This window comes from Streptomyces sp. NBC_01465, from assembly GCF_036227325.1.
GTDB lineage: Bacteria > Actinomycetota > Actinomycetes > Streptomycetales > Streptomycetaceae > Streptomyces.
Genome location: NZ_CP109467.1, coordinates 682,996 through 694,520 on the forward strand (window position 1 = coordinate 682,996; position 11,525 = coordinate 694,520).

The window sequence follows — 11,525 nt, forward strand, 5'->3', positions numbered from 1 at the left end:
GTTACGAGTCCTCCGCATCGTCTGCGCTGCCCCTCGTCTCCCGGGCGGGAATTCCGGAGCCGTAGCCCACGCCCGACGGCAGGACCTGGGGCTTGGAACCGCCGTCCCCGTCGGGCGGGTAGGTCTGTGCATGACGGGCATGGTGCTTGGCCGCCGACTTCACCGCGACGGGCAGTTCCCGGTCGAACGCGTGCAGGTCGGGTATCCCGCCGACAGGCGAACAGTGGCCGCCCTCGTCGGCGGGTCTCGGTGCCAGGTTCCGTATCGTGGTGCGCAGCGCGTCCTCCTCGGCCGCGGAGTCGGGGTCCGCCCGGTTCCAGGGCACCATCACGCTGATCCACGGCCGGTTCTCGGCGGTCAGTTTCCCCAGCAGCTCCGCGCCGTGCGAGGCGTTCGCCTCCCAGTGGTCGAGCAGGAGCAGCCCCGGCGCGACCGGCGGCCCCTTGGGCAGCATGCGGTCCGCATCCGCCTCGAATTCCCCCACGCTCACCTCGTAGTCGAGGTTGCGGACGAGCTCCGCGGCATGGTCCGCGAGCGGCCGCGAGGACTGCGGGTGGTAGGGGTTCCACTCGCGCGCACCGGCTCCGTAGCAGTCGGGGCTGCGGCCGTCCGGCAGTTCGGACCGGGAACAGGCGAGCACGGAGATGTCCATCTTGCGTTTCCCGCCGGGCGGGCCGAATCCGGTGGGTACGGAGTGGTAGTCCTGGTCCGGGTCGCCGTCCGCGATCCTGGTCGCGTCCGCTGCTTCCATGATGCGCTTCGCCAGCCGGTAGACCGCGCGTTCGTACTCGTCGCGCAGATAGCCGAGCTTGATCAGTCCGTAGAAGCCCTCGGCGGCGTAGTCCTCGCCGAACTCCTCATGTGCGAACTGCAGCCGCTCGGCCTGGCTCGGCAGCTCTTTCACCGGTACGGGGACCCAGAGCGCGGGCACGATTCCGCTCGACTGGGCACCGTTCGACTGGGCGCTGTTGTTCCGGTTCACCGTCTGGGAATGGGCGGCGCGGCGGGAGAACGCAAACCATTCCCGGCCGCACTGCTCGCTGCGGAAGTAGCGCGGCGAGTAGAGGGGCACAAAAACTCGGCAGTGTGCGAGCGCCCGCGACAGCTCGACCGGCCACCTCTCCCCCGGCCGCATCTGACGGTCCATGAATCCGGGCGGCGCCCCGCCGGGGAGCGTCGTCATGTTCATCAGGTGCTCGCACAGGTCCCGGTAGAACTTCTCCACCCAGACATTGGGGTTCGCGTCCTTGGGGTCGCTCTTCGGTATGTGCGCGTAACTGAGAAAGAAGTACGGTCTCGGGTCGTCCCCCGGAGCACCGGCAACTCCGCTCACAGGCGTCTCCCCCGGTCCGCGTGGCTGGGAACCCAGTGTAGGAAACGACAATTCTCCGCCGGAAGTGACGGAACGAACCTATTCAGTACGGGAGTTGGCCTGAATCCAGCTCTTCCGGTGTTCCTGGGCCGCCCCTTCGGCCCGGGCCTGCGCAGCAGCCGACACCGGTTCCCGGAGCCACTGATGCACCGTGTCCCCCATCCTTGCCACGAACCGCTCCCCGAGCGGGGTCAGCGCCCCCGCCCCGGCGAGCACCTCCACCGCCTCGGCGGTCTGCCCGCGCCAGCGCGTGAAGTGCGCCTCCGCAGCGTCGAAGTCCCGTCCCTCGGCGGTGTGCCGCCGGGTGCGCCAGAAGTCGGTCACCGCGATGTGGGCGTACGTTCCCTGGAGCAGCCCCGGCAGCGGGCGCGGGTCGGGGCGCCAGGGGGCGTAGAAGGTGCGGCGCTCGGTGGTGTCGTAGAGGTCGAGGCGGTCCAGTACGGCACCCAGTTTGACGTGCTGGAACTCATGGACGATGAGCAGCGCCAGCAGATCGGGGGTCGCCGGTCTGGCTGCGCCGATGGCGCCGAACGCCTCTCTCGACGCCGCGCTGACGTCGCTGCCGTCCGGCGCCTTCAGCGGCGTGATGCACCGGAGCCCGGCGGCCACCCCCGGTGCGTAGCGCGGGAGTTCACCGCGGATCAGCGACCAGGCTTCGGCCAGGTCTTCCGCCCAGACCTTCGCCTCGCCCTCGGTGAGACGCTCCGACACCGGCCACTGGTGGCTGTCGCGCAGCGGGTCGGTGTCCTCCAGCGCCACGGTCCAGCCGGGCATCTCGACGAGCCGCACCGGGTTCCAGTAAGGGTTGAGCCCGTCGACGCCTTCGTCCCAGCCGATCCGCAGCGTCCGCGATCCGGCCCGTACGGTGAACTCTTGTGCGTCTGCGGTGAGTTCGGCCATTCCCTGATGCCCGGCGAGCGAGAGGGAACCGAGCCCCGGCAGCCGCAGTACGCCGTCCCGTACCGGCACCCGCACCACATCTCCGCGCCTGGCATGCATCGCTGCGGCGGCCGCGAGTTCCGCGAGCCCGCCGGACACCAGGGACGGCAGCTCCCCGCGCAGGACGCGCAGACCCCACGACCTGGTGTAGGGATGGGCAACCACCGCATCGAACGCGTCGGGTGCCTTGGCGTCAAGATCGACCAGCAACTCCCGCGCCTGGTCCGCCAGTGCATCGCCGTGCGGGGCCCGGTCCGCCACCGCTGCGATCAGGTCCCGGTCCGTTTCGAGCTGGGCAGCCACCAGGCGCCCGACCGTCTCCGCGTCGCCGAAGCCCTCGGCCAGCACATCCAGATCGGCGAGGGGAACGGCCGGCCCGGCCGCGGCTTCTCTGTCCCGTACGGTCACGATGAGCTCCATCAGATCGGGGCAGAACACCGACGGATTGTCGAATCCGCTGCCGGTGCGGTAGCGGTGGGCGTAGAGGCCGCCGCCGCAGGAGTTGACCACCGGGCAGGAGCGGCACTCCTCGCTCAGCTCCTCGACACCCAGATGCCGGGCGGCCATCCCGGGGTGGGCCACGACCTCGTCGAGCGAGTGGGAGAAGACGTCCATCCCAGTGGCGGGAGCGCCGTCGTACGCGGTCTTGAGGCTGTCGGCCTGTTCGTACGTGCCGTCCGTCTCGATCACCACGAGATCGGCCGGCGCCAGGCCGAGGGACTCGGTGAGGCTGCTCTCGCCGCGCAGGGTGCGCAGCACGGAGTCGAAGATCCGTACCGGCACGGCGCGGCCGCCCGCGTCCCAGCGCCGGTACACGGCATCGAGCCAGTCCGCGTAGGGAGTGGCCGACGGGCCGGGTCTGGGCGGCGGGGTGTCCCAGGTCGCGTGGGGCAGCAGGAAGTCGAGCCGGGGCGGATCGAGGGCGACGAGCGCGTCGTAGACGTCGACGGGGTCGTTCAGGACGTCGATCGTGCAGAGCAGTCCGGCGAAGAGGGGCCGGTATGCGGGGCGGTTGAGGAGTTCTACCGCCCTCAGCACCTGGGGGTGGCTGCTGCGGCCGTCGGCATAGCGGCGATGGCGGTCGTTGGACGCCTTGTCACCGTCGAGGGAGACACCGACCTTGATGTCGTACTCGAGAAAGAGATCGAGGAAGCGTTCGCTGAGGAGAACGCCGTTGGTGTGGATGCGCAGATCCAGCGCGCACACACCCGATAACGCCCGGCTCAGCTCCTTGGCGGCCCTGCGCAGAAGCCCGGGGCCCGCGAGCAGCGGCTCGCCCCCGTGCAGCACGACATGGACGGCGGGCAGCTGGTGGGCCGCGGCATGCTCGGCGATGCGGTCCGCGGTGCGCGCCAGCACTTGTTCGGGGAGCGCCTTGGGCCGACCGCGCCAACTCTGGTCCGCGTGCTCGTACACGTAGCAGTGATCGCAGCTGAGATCACAGCGGCTGTGCACCTTCAGGACAAACTGGCTCAGAGACGGCGACGGCCGGTCCATGGTCGGGTCTACGTCCGGGAGCTCAGACCGAAGACTGGAAGGCCGCGACGATCGGGGTCGTCCCTGTGCCGGTCGACATCAGGCGGCCGACGGATGCCGGAAGATCACCACCGCTCCGTGCGACACCACGATTAGCCAGCGATACCCGGGGCATGCTCTGCGGAGGAGCTACGGGTGCGGGCCTGTCGGCCGCGGATACCAGAGCGGTGTTCATGTTGCGCGCCTTTCCAGAGGGGTCGTACCCCCCCGATAACGATGATCGGCCGTTTTCGTGGCGGGCGCGCGGGCGCGCATTAGGGTGCCCCCCACAGAGGGACGGACAGCAGGGCAGCCCATTGTCCCGACAGGGAGATGTGCTGTGTACCCGTTTGAGGTTTCCGGCTGGTCTCAATTTCCGAGACCGTCCAGCACGACCGCGCCCGGCAGTTCTGCGAAAACCTTGCCCGGCACGATCAGTTTGCCGCGGCGGCTGCCGCTGCCGATGAGCACCCACTCGGTGTCGACGACAGCCGGGTCGACCAGCACCGACCAGCCGGCCGGGAGTCCGATCGGGGTGATGCCGCCGTACTCCATTCCGGTCTCCCCCGTCGCCGTGTCCATCGGGGCGAACGATGCCTTTCGCGCACCGAGGTGCTTGCGCACGACGCCGTTCACGTCGACACGGGTGCTGGAGAGCACCACGCAGGCGGCGAACGAGGTCTCGCCGCCGCGCTTGGCCGCGACGACCACACAGTTCGCGGAGGCGGCGAGGAGTTCGGGACCGTAGTGCTCGACGAAGACTGCGGTGTCGGCGATCTCCGGGTCGGTGTCTACGTAGATCAGCTGATCCACGGGGACATCGCCCTGCCAGGTGCGTACGGCTTCTGCGACAGGTGCGGTGAGCCGGTCGAGACGCTCCGGGGCGGGAGCGGCGTCGTCGAAATCGCCTAGGGGTGCGCGCATGGCGGCACGGTAACAGCCGTTGCCGGAGCGGCGGTTGACCGTCTCAGCCAACGGGCGGGATGGAGACCGCCATCGTCATCTCGACGGCTTCCGCACCCGCGTTGCGGTACGCGTGCGGAACATTGCCCTCGAAGGTCGCCGAGGTCCCCGCCGGTACGGAATGTTCGACCCCGTCGACGACCAGCGTGAGCTCGCCCGCCGTCACATGGAGCAGTTCGCTGGTCCCCGGGGGGTGCGGGTCCGAGGCGCTGCCGTCCCCGGGCTCCAGTCGCCAGCCCCACAGCTCCAGCGGCCCGCGCTCCTCGGTGCCGACCAGGAGGGTGGTGTGGCTGCCCGCCTCGGTCCACCACATCCGGACCGCCTGCTCCTTCGGTACGACCCTGACCTGCGGTCCGCGTTCGTAGTCGAGAAGCGTGGTGATGCTGACCCCGAGGGCGTCGGCGAGCTTCACCGTGGTGCCGACGCTCGGGTTCGTACGGGCCTGCTCGATCTGGATGATCATGCCCCGGCTGACGCCCGAGCGGGCGGCGAGGGCGTCCAGCGTGAAGCCGCGATCCCCGCGCCAGTGCTTGAGGTTCCGGGCGAGCGACTGGGTGAGCTGGTCGAGGTCCGACACATTCCGTCCATTATTTTGAATGACAGGGTTCAATATCCTGTACTACGGTGTGGTGCACCCGATGGTTCACCACACTGTACTGCGAGGCGCTCCCATGACCGCACTGTTCGCCCTGGCCACCAGCCTCCTGTGGGGGCTGGCCGACTTCGGCGGCGGACTGCTCACCCGGCGCATCCCGGCACTGACGGTCGTCGTCGTCTCGCAGGCGATCGCTGTGGTGGTGCTCGGCTCGGTCGTGCTGGCCACCGGCGCCTGGAGCGAGTTCGGCCCCCAGCTCTGGTTCGCCGTGGCGGCGGGCGTGGTCGGTCCGGTCGCGATGCTCAGCTTCTACAAGGCCCTGGCGCTGGGGCCGATGGGCGTGGTGTCGCCGCTCGGCTCGCTCGGTGTCGTCGTCCCCGTCGCCGTCGGCCTGGTCCTCGGCGAGCGGCCCGGCCTCCTGCAGTTCGCGGGGATCGCGGTCGCCGTGGCGGGTGTGGTGCTGGCCGGCGGGCCGGAGCTGCGTGGGGCGCCGGTGCAGCGTCAGGCGATCGCCCTCACGCTGCTCGCCGCCGTCGGATTCGGGGCGGTGATGTCGCTGATCGCGGAGGCGTCGACGAATGTGACGGGCCTCTTCCTCGCGCTCTTCGTCCAGCGCGTCACCAATGTCGCCGTGGGCTCCACCGCGCTGTTCGTCTCGGTGAAGCGCGGTGCGAGCGCCCTGCCGGAGGGGGGCGGAGCACGCGTGATCCTGGCGTCGCTGCCGGCACTGGCTTTCGTCGGGCTCGCGGACGTCGCCGCGAACGGCACCTACTCGGTCGCCGCGCACGCGGGCCCGGTCACCGTCGCCGCCGTACTCGCCTCGCTCTACCCGGTGATCACCGCGGTCGCCGCCCGCTCCGTCCTCAAGGAACGGCTGCGCGCCGTACAGGCGGCGGGCGCCGGACTCGCGCTGGTCGGCACCGTGCTGCTCGCGACGGGTTAGGACTCCTCCAGCTCGGCCAGCGCGAGGAGTTGCTCGGAGGTCATGCCGTCCGGGATCGGTACGGGCGCGGGCGTACGCAGCGGAGGCAGCCACCCCGCTTCCTCGGTCCAGCTCCGTACGATCCGGGCCGGCGCCCCGGCCACCACCGAGTGGTCGGGCACCTCGCCGCGTACGACAGCCCCTGCCGCGACCACCACATTGCGGCCGAGCCGGGCGCCGGGCAGGATCACCGCTCCCGTGCCGAGCCAGCAGCCGGGGCCGATCTCGACGGGCTCCATGCGCGGCCACTGCTTGCCGACCGGCTCGTGCGGGTCGTCGTAACTGTGGTTCGTGGACGTGATGTAGACGTACGGACCGCAGTACGTGTCGGACCCGATCGTGATCTTCGTATCGGCGATGACATGGCTGCCGCGGCCCAGCACGACACCGTCGCCGAGCCGCAGGATCGGCTCGGGCCCGAGGTCGAGGTCCGGCATCATTCCGGCCGTCAGCGTGACCTGCTCGCCGATGATGCAGTGGTGGCCCAGCTCGATCCAGGGTTCGCCGAAGACGGTTCCCTGCGGGAAGGCGAGACGGGTGCCTTCGCCGATGCGGCCGAAGCGCAGCCGCCCCGGACGCTCCGGCGTCACCGCTCCGGCCTCCTGCACCCGGCGCCATCCGGCGTGGAGCAGGCGGGACGTCAGCGATGAGAACGTGTTTCTGTTCTTCGGCACCCGCACACGGTACTCACGGGTACGTCGGCCGACGCGGCCCGTACGCTGTGATCTTCACCCCACCGAGAGGCAGAGACAGATGAAGACCCGCCTGAACGGCAAGGAGCCGGAGCTCGACCCGACGGCCTTCGCCGCGCCGACCTCCGTGCTGATCGGCGAAGTGACCATGGCTGCGGGTTCCAGCGTCTGGTACCACACGGTGCTCCGCGCCGACTGCGGTCCGATCGTGCTCGGCGCCGACAGCAACATCCAGGACAACTGCACGGTCCATGTGGACTTCGGCTTCCCGGTGACGGTGGGCGAGCGCGTCTCGGTCGGGCACAACGCGGTGCTGCACGGCTGCACGATCGAGGACGACGTCCTGGTCGGCATGGGTGCCACGGTCCTCAACGGGGCCCGGATCGGCGCCGGTTCACTGGTCGCCGCGCAGGCGCTCGTACCGCAGGGGATGCAGGTCCCGCCCGGTTCGCTGGTCGCGGGTGTGCCCGCCAAGGTCAAGCGTGAGCTGACCGAGGAGGAGCGCGAGACGATCAAGCTCAACGCCGCGATGTACCTGGGCCTCGCGAAGGCTCACGAGGAGGCTCATCGCGAGGCGGACGACTCCTGACCGGGCGGGCTCAGTCGGTGGCCGGCACCGTTTCGGCCGCCGCTGCCGACTCGTGCCGGGCCTGCGCCTTCTTGGCCCGGTTCCTGACGACGAGCATCGAACCGACCCCGATGAGCACGGCGAGCGCCAGGCCCGCGTAGCTGAAGTTCTTGAGGTACGTCTCGGCACGGCTGCCCACGTAGTAGATGACGGCGGTCGTGCCGCCCGCCCAGACGATGCCGCCCAGCACGTTGGCGATCAGGAACTTCCAGTACGGCATGTGCAGGACGCCCGCGAGCGGACCCGCGAAGATCCGCAGGAACGCGATGAACCGGCCGAAGAAGACCGCCCACATGCCCCACTTCTGGAACGACCGCTCCGCCATGGCCACATGGGATTCGCTGAAGTGTCTGGGGAACTTGGCGCCCAGCCAGGCCAGCAGCGGTCGTCCGCCCTTGCGGCCGATGGCATAGCCGATCGAGTCGCCGATGATCGCTCCGGCCGTGGCGCAGACGCCGACGAGCACCGGGTTGATGTGCCCGCTCTGCGAGGAGAGCAGCGCCGCACTCACCAGGACGATCTCGCCCGGCAGGGGAATGCCGAGGCTCTCCACCCCGATCACCAGCGCCACCAGAAGGTAGACGAGGGCCGCAGGCACGCTGTCGAGCCATTCCTGGACGTGCAAGGCCGCATCCTCCCGTTTGGTGGTCCTTGTCCGGCAGCCTACCTGGTCACACCGACACGTCCGCCTGAGCGGTGAGCCGCAGATCCCTTGCCGATGCGCCGACTTGGACCGTCCGCGGACCGGTCCCCAGCGCCCATGCACCGCGGGCCGTGTCCCAGGACGAGAGCGAGCGCCTCGTGATCCGGACGGTCACATCGCGGCGCTCCCCGGGCTGCAGCTCCAGCCGCCGGTAGCCGGCCAGCGCCCGCTTCACCTGGTCGAGGCGGAGCTCCGCAGAGGGGCCGACGTAGACCTGTGCGACCTCGGTGCCGGGGCGCGGTCCGGTGTTGACGACGGTGAAACGCACATCGAGGCCGCCGCCGGGGACGGGGCGCACGCTGAGGTTCTCGTAGGCGAACGTGGTGTACGAGAGCCCGTGCCCGAAGGGGAACAGCGGCTCGACACCCTCCGCGTCGTACCAGCGGTAGCCGAGACGGATGCCCTCCGTGTACTCCTCCTTCCCGTCGACGCCCGGGTAGCGGCGCGGATCCCCGGCCACCGGATGCCGGTCGTCGGAGACGGGGAACGTCTGGGTGAGGCGGCCGCCGGGATCGCAGTCGCCGAAGAGGACCGCGGCGGTGGCGGCCGCGCCCTCCTGGCCCGGGTAGTACATCTGCAGGACGGCGGCGGTGCGCTCCAGCCAGGGCATGGCCGTGGCCGATGAGGTGTTGAGGACCACGGTGGTACGGGGATTGACCGCGGTCACCGCCTCGATCAGCTCGCGCTGGTGGCCGGGGAGCGCGAGCGAGGTGCGGTCCTGTCCCTCGGTGGCGTCCTCGTAGGCGAAGAGCACGACGCTGTACGCGGTCCACGCGGCCAGCATCGCCTCGGCGACATCGGCGGCGCGGGTGGCGCCGGTGGTCCTGCGCAGCCGGAAGATGCGGTTCTTGGCGCCGCCGTGTGCCGTGATCCGGAGCCGGTGGGGGCCGGCCATGAGGTGCAGGGTTCTGCGGCGGACGGCGAGGCCGTCGGGGGCGATGCTGGTCATGGAGCCGGGCAGGAACTCCCCGTATCCCGGTGCGAGGGGGAAGAGTTCCTCGCCGTCGAGCGTGATCTGCGGGCGCAGCCCCTCGTAGTGGACGACGAAGGTCCACTCGTCGTCGGCGTCGACAGTGAGGGTCCCGTCGTACGTCCAGGGGCGTCCTGCCCGGACGGTCTGCCCCTCGAAGTCCGCGCCCGGCGAGAGGGATACGGGTGGCAGCGGTTTGCCGAAGAGGTCCTCGCCGAGTGCGTAGGTGACTCTCGCGCCCTCTCCCGCACGGTCCGTGATGACCTCGAAGGGGCTGTCGGCACGGTCGGGCACCACCCGCGCGCTGCCTCCGCCGCCCACGCAGGGGACGGTTCCGGTGGGGCCGATGACGGCGATGCTCTGTGCGGCGGGCCCGGTCAGCGGCAGCGTCTGCCGCTCGTTGCGCAGCAGGGTGGCCCCGGCCTTGGCGACGGCGAAGGCGGTGCGCGCTCCGGCCTTCGCGTCGCGGTCGGGGCGCGGCGGCGGGGTGCTGTCGAGCAGGCCGAAGCGCTCCATCACGGAGAGGATCCGGCGTACGGAACGGTCGACGAGCGATTCGGGGACCGAGCCGCTTCGGACGGCTCTGCGCAGCGCGTCGCCGAAGTAGGTGTCGTTCGGCATCTCCATGTCGAGCCCTGCCGCGATCGAGGCGACCGTGCTGTGGGCGGCGAACCAGTCGGTCATGACCCAGCCGTCGAAGTTCCAGCGGTCGCGCAGGACTCCGGTGAGCAGGGCCTTGTTCTCGCAGGCGAAAACCCCGCCGACCTTGTTGTACGCGGCCATCACCGCACCGGGGCGGGCGCCGACCGCGGCCTCGAAGGCGCGCAGCCACACCTCGTTCAGGGCCTGGTCGCCGACGGTCACGTCGACGGTCATGCGGTCCCGCTCCTGGTTGTTCAGGGCGAAGTGCTTGACCGTGGCGATCAGTCCCTCGCCCTGAATGCCCCTGATCTCCTCGGCGACGAGGTCGGCGGCCAGGAGCGGGTCCTCGCCGAAGGTCTCGAAGTTGCGGCCCGCGTACGGCGTACGGATCAGATTGACCATGGGTGAGAGCAACACGTCGAGGCCGAGCGCGCGGCCCTCGCGTCCGATGACCCGGCCGTAGGCGCGGGCGAGTGCGGGGTCGAAGGCGGAGGCGAGCAGGACGGGGGCGGGCAGGGCGGTGGCCCGGCCGTCGATCCGTACGCCCGCGGGCCCGTCGGCCAGGCGCAGCGGCGGAATGCCGAGGCGGGCGACGCCGGGGACGAATCCGGCCTGCCCCAGGCCCGCCGGGTCCTCGGCGCCGTGCAGGAAGCCGATCTTCTCGTCGAGGGTGAGGCGGGCGAGGAGCGATTCGACGCGCGGTCCGGCGCCGCGGGGCGCGGCTGCCCGTACGGGAGCGGCGAGGGCGCCGGTCGCGGCTGCCGCGACGGTGACGGCCCCGCTCAGGAGCCGTAGCGCTGATCTCCGGGAGAGTTGTCGGGGCATGGGCCGGCCGCTCCTTCGCATAACGGTGTGCCAAACAGCCGTAATTCGGCATATAAGCGCACTATGCGTCACGGTCTGCCGGACACGCCGTCAGGCGGCGCGCGCCGTACGCGAAAAAGGCGCCCGCGGCGGGGCGCCCTTCTCGTCGGTCCTTCGGTGGCTCAGCTGTTGGGACGCAGCGTCCAGACCACGTTGACCTCGCCGGTCACGGCGCCGTCCTCGCGCTGGATGGCGACGGCGACGGGGAACTCGGGGCGCTCGCCCTTGTCCAGCTCCGCCACCACGTCGGCAATGGGCCGACCCAGGGTGGCGGTCGCGGTGACCACGCCCCTGGCGATCTTCTTGAAGGCGATGTCGGCCGTGACGGGGAGCGGCACGGCGCGGCTCAGCTGGTCACCGAAGGCGGCGAGGACGATCGCGCCGCTCGCGGACTCGGCGAGCGTGAACATGGCACCTGCGTGCGGTCCGCCGACGTGGTTCTGGTACTCGGGCTGGTCCGGGAGGCGCAGGACGGCGCGCTCCGGGGTCGTCTCCAGGTACTCCAGGTTGAGGGTCTTGACCATGGGGACCGTCGCGGCGAGCAACTCGCCGAGGGACATCTGCTCTTCGCTCATGGACCGAGATGTTACCCACGAGTAGAAGTGCTTGACCATCCCCTCCTGCCCGCGCATTGAGTTGGCAACCACGCACCTCAGCGGC

General features: G+C 70.4%; 10 protein-coding genes. 2 read left to right on the top strand and 8 right to left on the bottom strand.

Translation table 11 applies throughout. The features are described from left to right. Nucleotide 1: 1 nt before the first annotated feature. The 4 genes from OG707_RS02990 to OG707_RS03005 form a co-directional block, all read right to left on the bottom strand. Nucleotides 2-1,333, bottom strand: a complete 1,332-nt coding sequence (locus OG707_RS02990) for a TIR-like protein FxsC (RefSeq protein WP_329114015.1) — start codon at nucleotides 1,331-1,333, stop codon at nucleotides 2-4. 78 nt (nucleotides 1,334-1,411) lie between these two features. Beyond that, on the bottom strand, nucleotides 1,412-3,808 hold the full coding sequence (locus tag OG707_RS02995) for an FxsB family cyclophane-forming radical SAM/SPASM peptide maturase (RefSeq protein WP_329114017.1): 2,397 nt from the start codon (nucleotides 3,806-3,808) through the stop codon (nucleotides 1,412-1,414). Nucleotides 3,809-4,195: 387 nt separating this feature from the next. Continuing rightward, entirely contained in the window at nucleotides 4,196-4,750 is a 555-nt protein-coding gene (locus OG707_RS03000; RefSeq protein WP_329114019.1) for a YbaK/EbsC family protein, read from the bottom strand. A 43-nt stretch (nucleotides 4,751-4,793) separates the two neighbouring features. Continuing rightward, nucleotides 4,794-5,366: a helix-turn-helix domain-containing protein gene (locus OG707_RS03005; RefSeq protein ID WP_329114021.1), complete on the bottom strand. Its 573-nt coding sequence runs from the start codon at nucleotides 5,364-5,366 to the stop codon at nucleotides 4,794-4,796. Nucleotides 5,367-5,460: 94 nt separating this feature from the next. On the opposite strand from OG707_RS03005, the gene OG707_RS03010 reads away from it, so the two are divergent. Beyond that, nucleotides 5,461-6,327, top strand: coding sequence for an EamA family transporter (locus OG707_RS03010; protein ID WP_329114023.1), 867 nt, complete (start codon nucleotides 5,461-5,463; stop codon nucleotides 6,325-6,327). On the opposite strand, the gene OG707_RS03015 is transcribed toward OG707_RS03010, so the two are convergent. Continuing rightward, nucleotides 6,324-7,040, bottom strand: coding sequence for an acyltransferase (locus tag OG707_RS03015; protein ID WP_329114025.1), 717 nt, complete (start codon nucleotides 7,038-7,040; stop codon nucleotides 6,324-6,326). The two genes, OG707_RS03010 and OG707_RS03015, sit on opposite strands and share 4 nt — an antisense overlap. Before the next feature lie 79 nt (nucleotides 7,041-7,119). Between OG707_RS03015 and OG707_RS03020 the strand changes: the two genes are divergently transcribed. Then, nucleotides 7,120-7,647 carry a gamma carbonic anhydrase family protein gene (locus OG707_RS03020; protein ID WP_329114027.1) on the top strand — a complete coding sequence of 176 codons (528 nt, stop codon included), beginning with the start codon at nucleotides 7,120-7,122 and terminating at the stop codon, nucleotides 7,645-7,647. A gap of 10 nt (nucleotides 7,648-7,657) precedes the next feature. On the opposite strand, the gene OG707_RS03025 is transcribed toward OG707_RS03020, so the two are convergent. The 3 genes from OG707_RS03025 to OG707_RS03035 form a co-directional block, all read right to left on the bottom strand. Then, on the bottom strand, nucleotides 7,658-8,311 hold the full coding sequence (locus OG707_RS03025; RefSeq protein ID WP_329114029.1) for a DedA family protein: 654 nt from the start codon (nucleotides 8,309-8,311) through the stop codon (nucleotides 7,658-7,660). Between the two features lie 46 nt (nucleotides 8,312-8,357). Next, on the bottom strand, nucleotides 8,358-10,826 hold the full coding sequence (locus tag OG707_RS03030) for a beta-glucosidase family protein (RefSeq protein ID WP_329114030.1): 2,469 nt from the start codon (nucleotides 10,824-10,826) through the stop codon (nucleotides 8,358-8,360). 161 nt (nucleotides 10,827-10,987) lie between these two features. Beyond that, entirely contained in the window at nucleotides 10,988-11,425 is a 438-nt protein-coding gene (locus OG707_RS03035) for a DUF4442 domain-containing protein (RefSeq protein WP_329127590.1), read from the bottom strand. Between the last annotated feature and the right edge of the window lie 100 nt (nucleotides 11,426-11,525).